A 17,671-nucleotide genomic window follows, 5' to 3' on the forward strand; every position below is an offset into this window, starting at 1 on the left:
TCGTGTCCGATGAGGGTCCGTTCCGGCCGCCCTGGCCACATACTTGTCGGGTGAGCGACCGGTTGGGCGACCGGCTCGTGGCGGCGCGCGAAGAGGGCTTTGCCGGCCGCCGCGGTGAGGCCGCGGCCTTCGGCGCGCTGCTGGCCGCCGGGCGCGGCGCGGTGGTGTACGTGCACGGCCCCGGTGGCATCGGCAAGACCACGCTGCTGCACCACTTCGCCCAGCTCGCCAGGCGCGCCGGGCGGCCCGCCGTGTGGCTGGAAGCGGCCGAGGTGCGGGCGGACGGGCGGGAGTTGGGGGAACGCGTTCCGGACCGGCCCGATCTGGTGCTGTTCATCGACGGTCTGGACGGCCCGCGCGAGGCGCGCGACACCGTGCACCGCGAGCTGCTGCCCCGGCTGCCCGCCGACGCGCTGGTCGCGCTGGCCGGCCGGACGGCGCCGCCGCTGTCCTGGCGCTTGGACCCGGCTTGGCAGGGGCTGCTGCACCTGTTGCCGATCGGCCCGCTGGACGAGGCGGACAGCCGCGATCTGCTCACCCGCCGCGGTGTGCCGCGTGCCGTGCAGGACCGGGGGCTGGCTTTCACCCGCGGCTATCCGCTGGCGCTCGCGCTGGTGGCGGACGTCGCCGCGCACGGCGGCGAGGCGGTGGGGCCGGGCCCTTCGCCGCAGATCGTGCGGGCGCTGCTGACCAGTCTGCTCGAAGCGGTGCCCACGCCGCTGCACCGGGCCGCGCTGGAGGCGTGTGCGCAGGTGCTCTCGACGACCGAGCCGCTGCTCGCCGCGCTCCTCGAAGTGGGTGACGCGCGGCCGTACTTCGACTGGCTGTGCGGGCTGTCCGCGGTGGAGAGCGGGGCCCGCGGCGTGTATCCGCACGACCTGGTACGGGATGCGCTGGACGCGGAGCTGCGCTGGCGCGACGCGGAGCGCCGGGCGGCGCTGCACCGGCGGGCGAGCGCGTACTACCAGCGGCTGTTCACCCAGGCGGACGACCGGGCGCGGCAGCGGGCGGTGCTGGCGGACTTCGCGTATCTGCACCGGGACAGCCCGGTTGTCGGGCCGCTGCTGGAGCCGGTGGCGCGGGGTGCCGCCGGGGCGGCGCGGCTGGACCGGCTCACCGTCTCGCCGGGCCCGGTCGCGGGCGGCGAGCTGGTGGAGGCGTGCACGATCGCCGCGATCCACGAGGGCATCGAGGCGGCCAGGCTGGTGCACGACTGGTCGCTGTGCCCGGAGGCCGAGACGTATACCGTGCGCGGCCCCGACGGGGTGGCGGCGGGCTTCTACACGCTGATCAGGCTGGCCGGTACCCCGCCGCGCGGCGGCCCCGACGATCCGGCGGTGCGGGCCGCCTGCGGCTGGCTGGCGGCACACGGCGCGCTGCGCGGCGGGGAGCGGGCGTTGCTGGTGCGCTTCTGGATGAGCCGTGACGAGTACCAGGCCGTCTCCCCCGTGCAGACCTTGATCACGCTGCGGCTGACCCACCACTACCTCACGGGCGACCGGCCCGCGCTGACGCTGCTGCCGTTCGCCGACCCGGAGTTCTGGGAGCCGGGCTGCGCGTACGTGGACTTCGCCCGGCTGCCGGCGGCGGACTTCACGTCCGGCGGGCGCGGTTTCGGGATGTTCGCGCACGACTGGCGGCGGGTGCCGGGGCTGGCCTGGCTGTCGATGCTGACCGAGCGGGAGCGGGCCGAGGACCCGTTCGCCGTGGCCCCGCCCGTGACGTCGGACCCCTTGCGCGTCCTGGACCGGGACGACTTCGCCCGGGCCGTGCGGGACGCGCTGCGCGGCCTCGCGCGGCCGGACGGCCTGCGGGACTCCCCGCTGCTGGGGACGCGCCTGGTGGCCGCGCGGTGCGCGGTGGACGAGGCGGGCCCCAGGGAGCGGGCGGCGGCCCTGCGCGACGCGGTGCGCGCGGCGGCGGCCGCGCTGGAGGCGTCGCCGCAGGACCGCCGGGCCTTCCGGGCGCTGCACCACACGTATCTGCGGCCGGCGGGCAGCCAGGCGCGTGCGGCGGAGCTGCTGCGCCTGCCGATGACGACGTTCCGGCGTCATCTGGCCGCCGGGGTCGGCCGGCTGACGGAGCTGCTGTGGCAGGAGGAGCTGGAGGGCGGCGGCCCGCCGGGGGTCAGCCGTTCAGAATGGTCCGGCCCCGGGCCCGCATCGCCGACGTGATCCCGGCGGGGGCCTTCTCGGGCGAGCCCGCGTCGTACGGCGGCTCCGGGTCGTATTCGATGCCGAGCTGGACGGTCTGCGCGTGGGTGTCACCGGCGATCCGGCCCACCAGCGCGAGGCCCATGTCGATGCCGGAGGACACGCCGGCGGCGGTCACGTACTTGCCGTCGAAGACGACCCGTTCGCCGGTGGGTTCGGCTCCGTGGGCCGGGAGGAGGTCCAGTGCGAGCCAGTGGGAAGTGGCGCGGCGGCCCTTGAGGAGGCCCGCGGCGGCGAGCAGCAGGGAGCCGGTGCAGACGGAGGTCGTCCAGGTGGTACGGGTGTCCACGGCGCGCAGCCAGTCGTGCAGCGGCCCGTCGTCCAGGAGCGCGGCCTGGCCGGTGCCGCCGGGCACCACGAGCACGTCGGGGGCGGTGACTTCGGACAGTACGGCGTCGGCGGTCAGCGCGAGGTCGCCGCTGCCGGTGCGGTGCTCGCCGGTGCGCTCGGCGACGAAGACGGTCTGGGCGCCCGGGATGCGGCTGAGGGTCTCGTACGGGCCGATGGCGTCCAGGGCGGTGATGCCGTCGTAGAGGAGGATGGCGATCTGCATGGTGTGCCTTTCGGTGGCGGGGCGGGGTGGAAGGGCCTGGCAGTTGGTCAGGGGAACGGCGGCGGGGCCGCGGGACGGAAGCGGCGGCGGTATTCGGCGGGCGCGGCGCCGAGCGTGCGCGTGAAGGCGCGGCGCATCGCCTCGGGAGTGCCGTAGCCGCAGCGGCGGGAGATGCCCTCGATGCCGTCGGCGGTGTCCTCCAGGAGGCGCCGGGCGGCCTCCAGGCGCACCCGGTCGACGTAGCGGCCCGGTGTCGTGCCGACCTCGGCGCGGAAGGCGCGGGCGAAGTGCCGCGGCGAGAGACCCGCGCGGTCGGCGAGCGTTTCGACGGACAGGTCGGCCGCCGGGTTCTCGGTGATCCACTGCTGGACGTCGCGCAGCGGGCGCCGGTCCGCGGTCTGCGCGGCGAGCTGGGCGCTGAACTGGGTCTGGTTGCCGGGGCGGCGCAGGAAGACGACCAGGTGGCGGGCGACGGCCAGCGCGAGGTCGCGGCCGAGGTCCTCCTCCACCAGGGCCAGTGCGAGGTCGATGCCCGCCGTCACTCCGGCGGAGGTGGCCACGTCGCCGTCGCGTACGTAGATCGGCTCCGGGTCGACCCGTACGGCGGGGAAGGCGGCGGCCAGCTCGGCGCACCGGGACCAGTGGGTCGTCGCCCGGCGGCCGTCGAGCAGCCCGGCGGCGGCGAGCAGGAACGCGCCGGTGCACACCGACACCTTGCGGCGGGCCCGGGGCGCGTGCAGCCGCAGCCAGTCGACCAGCCGGGCATCGGGTTCGCGGGCTCCCCGTCCGCCGGGCACGAGCAGGGTGTGCGGCGGCCCCGCGGCGGGCAGCGCGAGGTCGGGGGTCAGCATCAGCCCGCTGCCCGTGCGGACCGGGGCGCCGTCGAGCGAGGCGGTGCGGACCGGGTAGGCGCCGGGTGTGCGCAGGTCCGCCTGGCTGAAGACCTCCAGGGGGCCGGTGACGTCGAGGCTCTGCACGCCGTCGAAGAGGACGATCAGCACGTCGCGCTGTTCCATGGCGACCATCCTGGGCGGGGGCCGCCGATGGCGGCAATGACGAATAACCCACCTTTACGGCCATGGGACTGCCCGCGCGGGCAGGCCCGGGCGGCCGCCGGGAGCGGTCACGGGCCTGCCCTCCCCTCCATACCAACGGGTCGGTAACCTGCGGGCATGACCACGACCTCGCTTCCCGAACGCGCCGGCCGACGCTGTCACAACGCCGTCAACCCGCTGCACTCGACCGTCTACTTCTCGCCGGACCTGCCGGCCGAACTCGCCGAGCTCGGCGTGGAGGACCCCGGCGCCGCCTACTTCGTCGCCCGGTCCGCGGCCATGGGCCCGGTGGGCCCGGGCACCGTCGCCGCGACCTTCTACAACTTCTCGTACGACCTCGTCGCCCGGCACCTGCCGCGGATCTGGTCCGTCGCCACGCCGGAGGACGTGCTGGCCGCCCGGCTGCGGGCCGCCGACCGCACGCTGCGGCGGCTGCTGGGCGACGCGGCGGTGGAGTCGCCGGAGATGGCCGAGGCGGCCCGGCTGGCGCTGCGCGCCGCGGAGGCGGGCACCCGGCACGCCCGGCCGCTGTTCGCCTCGCATGCCGACCTGCCGGTCCCGGAGGCCCCGCACCTCGCCTTCTGGCACGCGGCGACGCTGCTGCGCGAACACCGCGGCGACGGCCACCTGGTGGCTCTGCTCGACGCGGAGCTGGACGGCGTGGAGGCGCTGGTCACGCACACCGCCAGCGACCGCGGCGCGAGCCGCAAGTGGGTACTGGCGACCCGCGGCTGGTCGCTGGAGGTCTGGCAGGCGGCGGAGGAGAGGCTGCGCGGGCGCGGCCTCCTGGACGGTGCGGGCGCGCTGACCGAGGCGGGCATCCGGCTGCGCGCCGACCTGGAGGACACCACGGACCGGCTGGACCGGGCGCCGTACGAGCACCTGGGCGCGGCGGGCGTGGCCCGGCTCACCGAGCTGGCCGCCGGCTTCACCCAGACCGCGGTGGAGGCGGGCGCGTTCCCCGCCGACCTCCTCGGCAAGGGCTGATCCGGCCGGGGCGGCGAGACGGGGGCCCGGGCCCCGCCGGTGTCCCGCGCACGGAAAACCGGGTGCGCGGGGCCGGTCGCCGCTGCCAGGCTGCGCCGATGGACCGTCAGCGGATCTCCCGGATCGCCCATGCCCGCCACCCGGTCGCGTCGCCGCTCGACGACGACTCGGTACGCCTCCTCCTGGAGCACGGCGTCCCGCGTGGCGACGAGCGCGTACTCGACCTCGGCTGCGGCGGCGGGGAGTGGCTGCTGCGCGCGCTGGCCCGGTACCCGCGGCTGCGGGCCGAAGGAGTCGACGTCAGCGAGCTCGCCTTGGCGGACGCCCGCGCGGCCGCGGTGGAGCGCGGGGTGGCCGGCCGGCTCGTCCTGCACCACGGGGACGCCGCGGAGTTCGCCGCCCCGCACGCGTTCGACCTGGTGGTCAGCGTGGGGGCCGCGCACGCCTTCGGCGGCCTGCTGCCGACCCTGGCGGCAGCGCGCCGGCACCTGGCTCCCGGCGGGCGCGTGCTGGTCGGTGACGGGTTCTGGGAACGTACGCCGTCCGCCGAAGCCGTGGAGATGCTCGGGGACTTCGCCGACCTGGCGACCACGCTGGAGCGCGTCACCGCCGACGGGTGGACGCCCGTACACGGGCACGTCAGTACCCGCCGGGAACTGGACGCCTACGAATGGTCCTGGACGGGATCGCTCGCCTCGTGGGCGCTGGACCGCCCCGCGGGGCCCGACCGCGACCAAGCGCTCGCCGCGGCCGGCACCCACCGTACGGAATGGCTGCGCTGCTACCGCGACAGCTGGGGCTTCGTCAGCCTGGTCCTGCGCCGCACGGCCGGCTGAGCGCCCGTCTCTTCCGGGCCGCGGACACGCCCGGCGCGCCCCGCACGCCCCGCGCCCGGCCGTGCGCCCCGCACGCACCGCCCGTGGTGCGTGCGGCTTCTCACACCTCGCCGCGGCGGCCCGGGTCGCGCGACAGTGCGGCCCGGCAACCTGCACAATGCAGGCTCAAGCAAGCGCTGGAAGGCGGGGCAGGAATCAACGTGACGGCATCCACCGAGGCCAACGGGGCGTCCGGAACCATCGGATCCATCGAAGCGAGGATCGCCGGCGAGCTCGGCGTCAGGGAGCGGCAGGTGAAGGCCGCGGTCGAACTGCTCGACGGCGGTTCGACCGTGCCCTTCATCGCCCGGTACCGCAAGGAAGCGACCGAGATGCTCGACGACGCGCAGCTGCGCGCGTTGGAGGAGCGGCTGCGTTACCTGCGGGAGCTGGAGGAGCGGCGGACCGCGATCCTGGAGTCCGTACGGTCGCAGGGCAAGCTGGACGCCGCGCTGGAGGCGCAGATCCGCGGCGCGGAGTCCAAGGCCCGCCTGGAGGACATCTACCTGCCCTACAAGCCCAAGCGGCGCACCAAGGCGCAGATCGCGCGCGAGGCGGGCCTCGAACCGCTCGCGGACGGCCTGCTGGCCGACCCGTCGGTGGAGCCCACGGCCGCCGCCGCGGCGTTCGTGGACGGCGACAAGGGCGTCGCCGACCCGGCCGCCGCCCTGGAGGGCGCGCGGGCGATCCTGACGGAGCGGTTCAGCGAGGACGCCGACCTGATCGGCGAGCTGCGCGAGCGCATGTGGACGCGCGGGCAGGTCGTCGCGAAGGTTCGAGAGGGCAAAGGCGACAGCAAAGAGGGGCCGGGCGCGAAGTTCGCCGACTACTTCGACTTCGCCGAGCCCTTCACCGCGCTGCCGTCGCACCGCGTCCTGGCGATGCTGCGCGGCGAGAAGGAGGAGATCCTCGACCTCGCGCTGGAGCCGGACACCGAGCCGGTCGAGGGCACCACCTCCTACGAGCAGTCCATCGCGCACAAGTTCGGCATCGCCGACCGCGGCCGCCCGGCCGACAAGTGGCTCAAGGACACCGTGCGCTGGGCCTGGCGCACCCGCGTCCTGGTCCACCTCGGCATCGACCTGCGGCTGCGGCTGCGGCAGGCCGCCGAGGACGAGGCGGTACGGGTCTTCGCGTCCAACCTGCGCGACCTGCTGCTGGCGGCGCCCGCCGGCACCCGCGCCACGATGGGCCTGGACCCCGGCTTCCGTACGGGCGTGAAGGTCGCCGTCGTGGACGCGACGGGCAAGGTCGCGGCGACGGAGACGATCTACCCGCACGTGCCGCAGCAGAAGTGGGACCAGTCGCTGGCCACGCTGGCGCGGCTGGCCCGGGAGCACGACGTCGAGCTGATCGCCATCGGCAACGGCACCGCGTCCCGCGAGACGGACAAGCTGGCCGCCGACCTGATCGCGGCGCAGCCGGAGCTGAAGCTGACGAAGGTGATGGTCTCCGAGGCGGGCGCCTCGGTGTACTCGGCCTCGGCGTTCGCCTCGCAGGAGCTGCCGGACCTGGACGTGTCGCTGCGCGGCGCCGTCTCGATCGCGCGCCGTCTCCAGGACCCGCTGGCCGAACTGGTCAAGATCGACCCGAAGTCGATCGGTGTCGGCCAGTACCAGCACGACCTGTCCGAGGTGAAGCTGTCGCGCTCGCTGGACGCCGTGGTCGAGGACTGCGTGAACGGCGTCGGCGTGGACGTCAACACCGCCTCGGCGCCGCTGCTGTCGCGGGTGTCCGGCATCAGTTCCGGGCTGGCCGAGAACATCGTGGCGCACCGCGACACCAACGGCCCCTTCAAGGCCCGCAAGGCCCTCAAGGACGTGGCGCGGCTGGGCCCGAAGGCGTACGAGCAGTGCGCCGGCTTCCTGCGCATCCGCGACGGCGAGGACCCGCTCGACGCGTCCAGCGTGCACCCCGAGGCGTACCCGGTGGTGCGGCGGATGGTGAAGACGGCGGGCGGCGAGGTGTCCTCGCTGATCGGCAACACGGCGGTGCTGCGCGCGCTGAAGCCGGCCGACTTCGTCGACGAGAACTTCGGCCTGCCGACTGTCACCGACATCCTCCAGGAGCTGGAGAAGCCGGGCCGCGACCCGCGCCCGGTCTTCAAGACGGCCACCTTCAAGGAGGGCGTGGAGAAGATCGGCGACCTCCGGGCCGGGATGCTCCTGGAAGGTGTGGTGACCAACGTCGCCGCCTTCGGGGCGTTCGTGGACGTCGGTGTCCACCAGGACGGCCTGGTGCACGTCTCCGCGATGTCGAAGACGTTCGTGAAGGACCCGCGCGACGTGGTCAAGCCCGGCGACATCGTGCGGGTCAAGGTGATGGACGTCGACATCCCGCGCAAGCGGATCTCGCTGACGCTGCGGCTGGACGACGAGCCGGGCAAGGGCGGCGGCGCGGCCGACGGCGGGCAGCGCGCGGGCGCCCCGCGCGACGCCCGTCGCGACGACCGGGAAGGCCGTGGCGACCGGGAAGGCCGGCAGCGGCGCGGCGGCACGCCCCGGCAGCGCCAGGGCGGCAGCGAGCGCCGCGGCGGCCAGCGGGACGCGGCCCCGGCGAACGGCGCCATGGCCGACGCGCTGCGCCGCGCGGGTCTCCTGGGCAAGGAGCGCGGGGGGCGCTGAGCGGACGCGGCCGGGACCGGTAAGGACCGGTCCCGGCCGCCCGGGTCACTCGGGCCGGTCCTCGCGCGGTACCGGGCCGGGGGCCCGACGGTGCTTCCCGGTGCCCGAGGGGGCCACGTGGCTGACCCAGCGGCCGTCTTCCTGCGCCACGTAGCTCTCCCCGACGCCCGCGGCCTCCCCGGCGCTGCGGTCCGGGGCGGCGGGCGCGCTCTCCTGTGCCGCGCGCTCTGCCCGTCGCTCCCGTTCGGGGCGGTTCTTCGACATGTCGTCCATGCTGGCTCCCGGCTCGCGCTGGAATCGGTGGTTCGGTGGCGCCGTGGCGGTGCCGCCCGGCCCCTCCAGTACCGCACCGGCCCGGCCGCGTCGGCATGCCCGGCGCGCCAAGCGGGTGGCGGCCGGCGGCGGCCGTACCCGGCGCGCGTGTCCTCGGTCCGCCGCGTACCCGCTGCGGGCGGGTTCAGGCCGCGCCCGCGTAGCCCCGGATGCGTTCCAGTTCGGCGGCGACGTCGGTGAGCGTCGCGCAGTCCGGTACGGGCGGGACCTGCGCCGCGAGCGCGGGCGGTCCCGGCCTGGCCGGGTCCTCCAGGGCGTCCGCCATGGCGGTCAGCGCCGCACGCAGCCGCTGCGCCTCCTGCGGGGTCGGGCGGCGGGCACCGTGGTCGAGGCGTACGGCGCAGGCCGTGGCCGCGTCGACGATGCGTTCGGCGGCGGTGACGACCGTGAGCCAGTCCGGGTTGCGGCCGCGTGCCGCGAGGAGTTCGGCGGCCGCGGTCTCGGCCGCGCCGCGGGCCTCCCCCAGCGCCCGGTAGGCCGCCCGGCGCAGCACCAGCCGCTCGCCCCTGTCGTGTCCCGGCTCGGTCCTCAGCACCTCCGCCAGGTACGCCTCGATGGCGCGCAGCGCGGCGGTGACCCGCTGGCCGACGCGGCGGCGCGGGTCGCCGAGCCGCGGCAGGTGGCCGACGACGAGCACCAGGCCGCAGGCGGCCGAGGTGTCCACGATCCGCTCCAGCGCGGCCTGCGGGTCGCCGCTGACGTGCACGAACGACAGCACCATGAGGGTGATCGCGACGGTTTGCAGCGCGAAGTGGCGGGTGGCGAACGGCAGCAGCGCGCCGCCGGCCCCGGCGACCAGCGCCGGCCACCAGGACCCGGTCGCGTGCAGCGCCGCGCCCGCCCCCGCGAAGACCAGCACGCCCGCGACGGTGCCGGCGAAACGGTTCACCGTACGGGAGAAGAGCGGGCCCAGGTCCGGTTTGACGAGGAAGGTGACGGTGGCCGGCAGCCAGTACCAGTGCTCGGCGCGGAGCGCGAGGGCCACCGCCGCGCTCACCGCGATGCACAGGCCGACCCGCAGGCCGTAGTCGCGCCCGGCGGGCCCGAACATGCCGCGGCCGCGCCGGGCGGCGGCACCGGCCGGCCGGCGGAGCGCGGCGAACCGGCGGCGCGGCGGCGCGGGCACGGCCCCCGAGATCGCCGCTGGACCGCCGTCGGCTCCGGCGGCGTCCAGCGGTTCCGTACGGGCGAAGACGACCGCGGCCTCCAGGAGGGCGCGGTCGAAGGCGCCGCGGGCCGGGGAGCCGGTCTCCGGCGCGGAGAGCCGGCCCGGTGGGCGGCCGGTGCGCAGCGCGTCGGCGAACCGGCGCGGGCTCTCGGCGACCCTGGCCGGCACCGGTCTGGCCTCCCACAGCAGCGCGACGCTGGCCTCGCACAGCGCGGTGCCGGCGGCCAGCCGCTCGGCGAGCAGCCGTTCGCCGGCGCGGGGGCGGCGGCGCAGCAGCCGGCGCAGCCGCAGTGCCTCGTCGGCGCGGTCGAGGGCGGCGGTGAGCCGGCGCCTGGCCGCTTCGGCGCCGGGCCCGCCGACGGCTTCGAGCGCGTCCGCGAGGGCGTCGAAGACGGTGGCGACGGCCGCCCGCTCCCCGCTGAGCGGCCCGCCGGCCGGGCGGGGCGGGTGGAAGACCAGGCGCAGCAGGAGCAGCCAGAGGCAGCCGGCGAGCAGGTAGAGGGCCTTGAGCCACGGGGCGCCGGACAGCGGCATGCCCGCGCCGAGGACGGTGCTGGCCAGCATCTGCATGCCCGCGTTGGACCGCACGGGGCCGGCGACGCTGCCCGCTCCCGAGACGTAGCCGACGGCGAACAGCGCGGGGACCACCCACCAGCCCGCGCCGGCCGCCTGCAGCGTGGCGCCCACCAGCATGCCGAGCGCCGACGCCAGGGCGGGCAGGCCGATGTGCACGATGCCGCGGCGGCGGGTGCCGGGGCGGTCGTTGACGCCCGCGAGCATGGAGCCGAGCCCGGCCAGCACGCCGGCCGCCGGGTGGCCGGTGGCGACGCCCGCGCCGAGCAGCGGGCCGGCGCACAGCGCGCCGCGGGCCACGGCGACCCAGGGGACGGGCAGCCGCTGCCAGCGCAGCGGGTGGGCGAGCCAGGTGGGCACGGCGCGCGGAGCGCGGGGCATGGGCCTCCTTGGTACGGCCGATGAGGGACGTAACGAACTTACTTGTACGTACCCCTCTGTACCGGTACGTTCCGCCTCACGGAGTGACGGCACACGGCGTACGGGAACCGGGGGGTGTGCGGGATCCGAGGGGCGTCATCGGCCGACGGTGCCGATGTCCAGCTTAAGGCCCGGATTCGTACGGATCACGACCGGCGGGTTACCGCAATGTCAAGATCACATTCGGCCGCATCGAACGCGCCCCCGGCACACCGCACCCGTACGCCCCGCGCCTACGCCTCCGCCACCGCCGCGACCAGCACGCTCCCGCCCGACCTGGCGACGACGTACGCCCTCCCCTTGGTCGCCCCCGCGTCCACCGCCAGGCGGTGCGTCCCCGCCGCCACCTGCCCCTCGAACAGCTCGGCCGTCCTGGTGCGCGAGAGGCGGTCCAGGCGGTACGCGGTGAGCCTGACCCGGCACGGCACGGCCGCCGCGACCGTGACCTCGCCGCGCACGGCGGCCAGCCGCAGCAGCAGCCGCCGGTCCTGCGGACAGCGGTCCAGCGCCTGCTCGACGAGCGCGACGAGCAGCGGGACGACCGGCACCGGCAGGTCCACGAACACCGCGGAGGAGCCCGCCGCCGCGAACGCGGCCCGCACGGCCGCCCGCTCCGCCTCCCCCGTCGCACTCCCGAAGGCCACCGCCCCGTACGAGCGCAGTTCGTCCGGCGAGGCGCCCGCCGCGTCCCGGGTGATCTCCGCGCCGATGCCGATGCCGCGCAGCGCGGCCGCCAGCCGGGCCGGCAGCGCGACCCGCTGCCCGACCAGCAGGACGCGCCGGGCCGCCGCCGCGCCGTGCGCGGGGCCGCCGCCGGCCAGCAGGCGTTCCAGTTCGGCCCGGTACTGCGCCCCGTGGAAGCGGAACGGGCCGATGCCCGGGTAACCGTCGCGGGCCAGGTCCGCGGCCTCTCCCGTCTGCCAGGCGAAGTCCCGCCAGACGATGTCGGCGCCGTCGCGCTCGATGACGGCGGTGACCGCCCCGCACTCCAGCCCCTCGCACTCCGGACACCCGTACAGGACGTACCGGCCGCCGGCGAGCGGAGCCGCTTCTTCCAGGAGGAGCCGCCGGACGTGCGCGGTGAAGATGGACGGCCCCAGGTCGGCGGCGAGCGGGGAGACCGCGTCGAGGTCGGCCAGGCGCAGCAGGAGCGGTCTGCCGTCGACGATGAAGTCCAGGAAGTCGCGGTGGACTTCGTACGCGCCGTTGGACAGGACCGCTCCGGCGCGCGTGGCGGGCGCCAGTCCGAATGTCGCGTGGTGCGCAACCATGTCCTGAGTATCCCCACGCAACCGCCGATATGAGCCCGGCATCGGGCAATTCAGGTGGAGGCGATCATTCCGGGATCCGCCTCCGCACGCCCCGCCGGACCCGTCGCCCCCGGCGGACGCAGCGGATAGCGTCCGGATATGACGACGAGCGATGTGATCGTGATCGGCGGCGGAGTGATCGGCCTGACGGCCGCCGTCGGGCTGGCGGAGAGCGGGCGCGCGGTACGGGTCGTCAGCCGGGACCCGGCCCTGGACACCGCCTCCGCCGTGGCGGGCGGCCTGTGCTGGCCCTACCGGGTGCGGCCCGAAGAACGGGCGGTGGCCTGGTCCGTCCGCTCCCTGCACGTGCTCGCCGAACTCGCGGCGTGCCCGGCGGAGACCGGCGTACGCATGGTGCCGGGCACGGTGGCCGAGGCCGGCGACGGCCCGGACGGGTGGCACGCGGCGGTGCCGGGGCTGCGGCGGGCCACGCCGGACGAGCTGCCGCGGGGCTTCGGCCAGGGGTGGCGCGCCCGGATGCCGCTGGTGGACATGCCCACCCATCTGCGGTATCTGGAACAGCGGTTGGCGGCCGCCGGCGGGACCCTGCAACGCCGCCCGTTCACCTCGCTCGCGGAGGCCGCCCGCGAGGCCGGCACGGTCGTGAACTGCTCGGGCCTCGGCGCCCGCGACCTGGTCCCGGATGTGGCGGTGCGACCGGTCCAGGGGCAGGTGGTGATCGCGGAGAATCCCGGCGTCGAGGAGTGGTTCGTGGCCGCCGGCGGCCACGCCGAGACGCTGACGTACATCCTGCCGCAGCCGTACGGAGTGGTGCTCGGCGGCACGGCGCGGGAGGGCGCCTGGTCGCGCGAACCGGACCCGGCGACCGCCCGGGCGATCGTCGAACGCTGCGCGCTCGTCCACCCGAAACTGGCACACGCCCGCGTGCTGGCCCACCGGGTGGGCCTGCGCCCCGCCCGCGCCGCCGTACGCCTCGAAGCGGAACGCCTGCCGGACGGCGCCCTGTGCGTCCACAACTACGGCCACGGCGGCGCGGGCGTCACGGTGGCGTGGGGCTGCGCGGACGAGGTGCTGCGGCTGACGGCGGACACAGCGCCGTGAGCGCGTCCCGGGTGCGGACAACCCCGGGGAGGTTTTCTCCCTCTTGCAGGTGAAACTTGCAGGTGAAACTTGCGGGTGAAACTTGCGGGTGAAACTTGCGGGTGAAAGGGGGCGCTGTGAGCGGTGGACGGGTGATGGCGGCGGTGGCGGCCGGAGCCGTGCTGTACGGAGGGGTGGCGGCCGCGCCCGCGGCGGCCGACGGCGGCGAGCGGCGGGTGACCGTGTTCGTCACCGACTCGGGCAGCCGTCCGGGCGAGTTGTTCTCCGTAAACGTGCGCGGCCTGGGCCGCCCGGATGCCCGGCAGGAGGCCACCGCCTCCTCACCGGCCTTCGCCGGGCCGGTCCGGCTCACCGCGTACTGGATGGACCTCGAAAAGGAATACAGCTTCCAGGCCAAGCCCGCCATCGCGGAGTCCGCGCGGCCGGGCAGCCACCCGCTCCTCGTCGCGGTGGGCGGGCGGACGGTGGCGAAGGCGACCGTACGCGTGGCGCCCGCCAAGCGGCCGGAATTCTCCGTGTCCGCGTCACCCGGCCGGGCCCAGCGTCCCGGCGAAACGCTCGCCGTGTCCTACGACGACCTCTACCCCGGCGAGACCGGTCACACCTTCACCGTGCGCTCCGAGGCGTTCGACGGACCGGCCTCGCTCACCCACGACCCCGACGGGTCGGACTGGAACAACCCGCGCTTGTTCTCCGCCCTTCCGGCAATCTCCCGGCAGGCGAAGGACGGCGTCTACACGGTCACGCTGAGCGGCCCTTCCGGGCAGGTGCTCGAACGACGGCCGATCACGGTGCGCGCCGCGCGGTCCGGCGATGCCGACTACCTCGGCAAGGCGCGCGGGCCGCTCTTCTTCGGCCTCTCCGGCAGCCCCGAGGATGCGGCGAACCACTACCGCACGAAGCCCGGCGGAACGTTCAACGTGCTCTGGACGGACGCGTCCCCCGACCCGGGCGAGGAGACGGCGCTGACCGCCACCTCACCCGCCTTCCAACGCCCCGTGCGGCTCAAGCGCGATGACAGCAAGGCAGCCGACGGGTCCGATCCGCGCTACTACGCCACCGCCCGCGTCCGCCCGGATCTCGACCCCGGCAGCTACCCGGTCACCGTCGTCAGCCACCACCAACGCGTGAAGAGGACCGGCCAGGTCGTCGTCACAGGCGAGCGCAAGGCGGCACCGGAGACGGAAGGCCCCGGGCGTCCGGCACTGCTCGCCGGGGTCGGCGGGGCAGCGGTGGCGGCCGGCACGGGCTTCGTGCTGTGGCGGCGCCGCGCGGCACGGAGGGCAGGAAACGTGTGAGGGGAGGGCCGGCCACCGTGCCGGCCCTCCCCGGGCGAGTCGCTCCGTACGGCGTTCTAGGGCCTGCCCTCCTCGGCGGGTGGGGTCGGTGAAGGCTGGCCGGTGGCTCCGTTGCCCGGTCCGATGCGGATCTCGAAGTCGCCGTCGTAGCGCTCGTGGCCCGCGATGACGGCCAGTTCGACGACCTCCTCGCCCTTCTGCCCGCGGACGATCAGCGGGTCGCGGCGCAGGTCCTTCATCAGCGCCCAGCACATGGCGATCATCACCAGGGTGAAGGGCACCGCGACGAGGATCGTCAGGTTCTGCAACCCGGTGAGCGCGTCGCCCGAACCGCCGCCGATCAGCAGCATGATCGCGGCGACCGCGCCGGTGACCACACCCCAGAAGACCACCACGAGCCGGGTCGGTTCGAAGGAGCCCTTCTGGGAGAGCGTGCCCATCACGATGGACGCGGCGTCCGCGCCGGAGACGAAGAAGATGCCGACGAGGATCATGACCAGGATGCTGGTGAGGGTGGCCGCCGGGTACTGGTGCAGCACGTCGAAGAGCTGCCCCTCGGGCGTGGTCTCGCCGGAGAGCCGCTTCGCGTCCTGGAGGTGCATCGCCGAGCTGCCGAACACCGCGAACCACAGCAGGCTCACCACGCTCGGCACCAGGATCACCCCGCCGATGAACTGCCGGATGGTGCGCCCGCGGCTGATCCGGGCGATGAACATGCCCACGAACGGCGTCCAGGAGATCCACCACGCCCAGTAGAAGACCGTCCAACCGCGCAGCCAGTCGCCGACCTTGTCGCCGCTGCTGGCCTCCGTGCGGCCGGCGAGCTGCGGCAGTTCGCCAATGAAAGTGCCGATGGAGGTCGGCAGCATGTTCAGGACGAGGATGGTCGGCCCGACGACGAAGACGAAGACGGCCAGGATCAGCGCCAGCACCATGTTGATGTTGGACAGCATCTGGACGCCCCGGGCGATGCCGGAGACCGCCGACAGGATGAAGGCGACGGTCAGCACGGCGATGACGGCCACCAGCAGGGTGGTGCTGACCTTGTCCATCCAGCCGAGCACCTTGATCCCGCTGCCGATCTGGAGCGCGCCGAGACCCAGCGAGGCGGCGGAGCCGAAGAGCGTGGCGAAGATGGCCAGGATGTCGATGACCTGCCCGCCCCAGCCGTTGGCGCGCCGCTCGCCGATCAGCGGGGTGAACACCGCGCTTATGGTCTGCCGCCGCCCCCGCCGGAAGCAGCTGTACGCGATGGCCAGCCCCACGACCGCGTAGATCGCCCAGGGGTGCAGCGTCCAGTGGAAGAGCGTGGTGGCCAGCGCCGTGTCCATGGCCTGCGCCGCGTCCTTGGGGTCGGTGCCCGGGGGCGGGGTGCCGAAGTGCCCCAGCGGCTCGCTGACCCCGTAGAACATCAGGCCGATGCCCATGCCGGCGCTGAACATCATCGCAACCCAGGACACCGTGCGGAACTCGGGCTCCTCGCCCTCCTTCCCGAGCGTGATCCGGCCGTACTTGCTGACGGCCAGCCAGATGGCGAAGACCACGAAGCCGGAGGCGGAGAGCACGAAGGCCCAGCCGCCGTTCGCGATGACCCAGTCCAGCATCGCGGACGAGGCGCTCTTGAGCGACTCGGTGGAGGTGGCTCCCCAGACGATGAAGGCGAGGGTGAGCAGCGAGGTGACGCCGAAGACCACGCGGTCGGTCTGCGGGGGCCCGGTGCGGTGCGGCGCGCCGGGGAGGTCGGCCACCACCGGCGCACCTCCCCCGTCGCCCGCGTCCTTGTCTGTGTCCGACACGTGTCGACCTTTCAATTGGCCAGTTTTTCCCTACCCGTTACCCCCTACCACACGGTGGGAAGCGTTCAGCAGCCCTTGAGCGGAGTCGCGGCCGTAAGGTGATATTCGGCCCGGCCGTCGAGCAGCAGCGGGACCAGGGCGCGCATCGGCTGGCGCAGCGGCACCACGGCGCCGCCCTTCCCGTCCCGCCGCAAGGACACGCCGTGCAACGCCAGTTCGTCCTTGACGTCGGTGTACTGCCGTGCGTCGAGGCGGTACGCGCAGGGCGGGTCGCCGAGGACCTTTCCGGGCGCGGGCGGTTCGTTGTCGGCGCCCCCGAGGTAGACCGGTCCCCGGTCGGCGTAGCCGGCCAGCCGGGCCCGGGTGGTGGCGGACTCGATACGGGCCCTGCGCTCGCCCGCATATTCGAACAGGCTCTTCAGTCCCGCCAGTTGCGAGGTGACCCGGCGGCGGTTGTTGAGCGCCGGGTCGGCCTTCTCGGCGTCGGTCAGCGCGTCGACGCGGGTCTCCACGAGGAGTCCGACGGAGTTCTTCACCCCTGCGGTGTTGCGCAGGATGCGTTCCTGGCCGTCACCGGCCACCTGCTTGACCGGTTCGCCGGTCTCCGGGTCGGTCCAGATGCCGTAGACGCCGGTGCTGAAACCGGCCGCCGCGGCGCCGGGCCGCACGTACTTCTCGGACAGCGTGACCGATTCCCGGTGCACCGCGTGCGCCGTGTTCGGGTTGCGCGGCCACAGGGACAGCACGTCCTTCACGTAGTACGGGGCGGTGGGCCCGTATTCGTGCAGGTCGTAGACGATGTCGGGGCGGTGGTCGCGCTGTACGGCGGCCATCGCGCGCGCCTCTGCGGTCTTCAGGGCGAGGTGGTCGCGGTTGACGTCCACGCCGTCGGAGTTGCCGCGGGTGTCGGCGGCCCGGCCGTCGGGGTTGGCGGTCGGCACGACCAGCACGCTCGTGTGTTCCAGGAAGCGCCGGGTGGCCCGGTCCCGGGCGAAGGCGAGATCGCGGACCGTGGACAGGCACGCCTCGCGCCCGGACGGCTCGTCGCCGTGCTGCGAGCAGATCAGCAGGACCGCGTTGCCGCGCCGTACGCGGTCGGCGCCCGCGGGTGCCGGCGCGCCGATGCGTACCAGCCGGAGCGGGCGGCCCTGCGCGGTCGTGCCGATCCGTTCGGTGCGGACGCGGTCGCTGGCCCGGTCGACGGCGGCGAGGAAGTCCTGCTCCTCCGGCTGGGTGGTCCAGCGGGCGCCGTTGCTGGTCTCGAAGCCGGTGCGGGGCGGCTGCGGCCCTGCGGCCCCGGCGGGTGACCAGGCCGGCAGGGTCACGGTGAGCGCGGCGGCCAGCGCCCCGAGGGCGAGGCCGCGGGAGAGGGTGGTCACGAGGGGTGCCTCCGGTGTCGGACGG

13 protein-coding genes are annotated in these 17,671 nt (G+C 74.9%); 6 read left to right on the plus strand and 7 right to left on the minus strand.

What is annotated here, in order from left to right; all coding sequences use genetic code 11:
* Window positions 1-50: 50 nt before the first annotated feature.
* Window positions 51-2,174: a hypothetical protein gene (locus ACH4OW_RS08970; RefSeq protein ID WP_398026150.1), complete on the plus strand. Its 2,124-nt coding sequence runs from the start codon at window positions 51-53 to the stop codon at window positions 2,172-2,174.
* On the opposite strand, the gene ACH4OW_RS08975 is transcribed toward ACH4OW_RS08970, so the two are convergent.
* Together ACH4OW_RS08975 and ACH4OW_RS08980 are read right to left on the minus strand one after the other, a co-directional pair.
* Window positions 2,128-2,766, minus strand: a complete 639-nt coding sequence (locus ACH4OW_RS08975) for a DJ-1/PfpI family protein (RefSeq protein WP_398026152.1) — start codon at window positions 2,764-2,766, stop codon at window positions 2,128-2,130. The two genes, ACH4OW_RS08970 and ACH4OW_RS08975, sit on opposite strands and share 47 nt — an antisense overlap.
* 47 nt (window positions 2,767-2,813) lie before the next feature.
* Window positions 2,814-3,782 (minus strand): GlxA family transcriptional regulator, encoded by a 969-nt coding sequence (locus ACH4OW_RS08980; RefSeq protein WP_398026154.1) that lies wholly within the window; start codon window positions 3,780-3,782, stop codon window positions 2,814-2,816.
* A gap of 156 nt (window positions 3,783-3,938) precedes the next feature.
* On the opposite strand from ACH4OW_RS08980, the gene ACH4OW_RS08985 reads away from it, so the two are divergent.
* The 3 genes from ACH4OW_RS08985 (at window position 3,939) to ACH4OW_RS08995 (ending at window position 8,307) form a co-directional block, all read left to right on the plus strand.
* Window positions 3,939-4,808 carry a hypothetical protein gene (locus ACH4OW_RS08985; protein WP_398026156.1) on the plus strand — a complete coding sequence of 290 codons (870 nt, stop codon included), beginning with the start codon at window positions 3,939-3,941 and terminating at the stop codon, window positions 4,806-4,808.
* A 98-nt stretch (window positions 4,809-4,906) separates the two neighbouring features.
* Window positions 4,907-5,644 (plus strand): SAM-dependent methyltransferase, encoded by a 738-nt coding sequence (locus ACH4OW_RS08990; protein WP_398026158.1) that lies wholly within the window; start codon window positions 4,907-4,909, stop codon window positions 5,642-5,644.
* A gap of 200 nt (window positions 5,645-5,844) precedes the next feature.
* Window positions 5,845-8,307, plus strand: a complete 2,463-nt coding sequence (locus ACH4OW_RS08995; RefSeq protein WP_398026160.1) for a Tex family protein — start codon at window positions 5,845-5,847, stop codon at window positions 8,305-8,307.
* Window positions 8,308-8,352: 45 nt separating this feature from the next.
* On the opposite strand, the gene ACH4OW_RS09000 is transcribed toward ACH4OW_RS08995, so the two are convergent.
* The 3 genes from ACH4OW_RS09000 to ACH4OW_RS09010 all read right to left on the minus strand — a co-directional run bounded on the left by ACH4OW_RS09000 (window position 8,353) and on the right by ACH4OW_RS09010 (window position 12,072).
* Window positions 8,353-8,580 (minus strand): hypothetical protein, encoded by a 228-nt coding sequence (locus ACH4OW_RS09000; protein WP_360123401.1) that lies wholly within the window; start codon window positions 8,578-8,580, stop codon window positions 8,353-8,355.
* 184 nt (window positions 8,581-8,764) lie between these two features.
* Window positions 8,765-10,762: an FUSC family protein gene (locus ACH4OW_RS09005; protein ID WP_398026162.1), complete on the minus strand. Its 1,998-nt coding sequence runs from the start codon at window positions 10,760-10,762 to the stop codon at window positions 8,765-8,767.
* Window positions 10,763-11,034: 272 nt separating this feature from the next.
* On the minus strand, window positions 11,035-12,072 hold the full coding sequence (locus ACH4OW_RS09010; protein WP_360123407.1) for an oxidoreductase: 1,038 nt from the start codon (window positions 12,070-12,072) through the stop codon (window positions 11,035-11,037).
* A gap of 138 nt (window positions 12,073-12,210) precedes the next feature.
* Here ACH4OW_RS09010 and ACH4OW_RS09015 point away from each other — a divergent pair, with 138 nt between their 5' ends.
* Together ACH4OW_RS09015 and ACH4OW_RS09020 are read left to right on the plus strand one after the other, a co-directional pair.
* Window positions 12,211-13,173: an FAD-dependent oxidoreductase gene (locus ACH4OW_RS09015; protein ID WP_398026164.1), complete on the plus strand. Its 963-nt coding sequence runs from the start codon at window positions 12,211-12,213 to the stop codon at window positions 13,171-13,173.
* Window positions 13,174-13,289: 116 nt separating this feature from the next.
* A complete protein-coding gene (locus ACH4OW_RS09020; RefSeq protein ID WP_398026166.1) occupies window positions 13,290-14,471 on the plus strand; it encodes a hypothetical protein in 1,182 nt (393 codons plus the stop codon).
* A gap of 56 nt (window positions 14,472-14,527) precedes the next feature.
* Here the strand turns inward: ACH4OW_RS09020 and ACH4OW_RS09025 are convergent, their stop codons facing one another.
* Together ACH4OW_RS09025 and ACH4OW_RS09030 are read right to left on the minus strand one after the other, a co-directional pair.
* Window positions 14,528-16,267, minus strand: coding sequence for a BCCT family transporter (locus tag ACH4OW_RS09025; protein WP_398026168.1), 1,740 nt, complete (start codon window positions 16,265-16,267; stop codon window positions 14,528-14,530).
* 65 nt (window positions 16,268-16,332) lie between these two features.
* On the minus strand, window positions 16,333-17,646 hold the full coding sequence (locus ACH4OW_RS09030) for a M14 family metallocarboxypeptidase (protein WP_398026169.1): 1,314 nt from the start codon (window positions 17,644-17,646) through the stop codon (window positions 16,333-16,335).
* Window positions 17,647-17,671 lie beyond the last annotated feature (25 nt).

Origin of the sequence: Streptomyces sp. NPDC017056, from assembly GCF_044332485.1 — a bacterium.
Classification (GTDB): Bacteria; Actinomycetota; Actinomycetes; order Streptomycetales; family Streptomycetaceae; genus Streptomyces.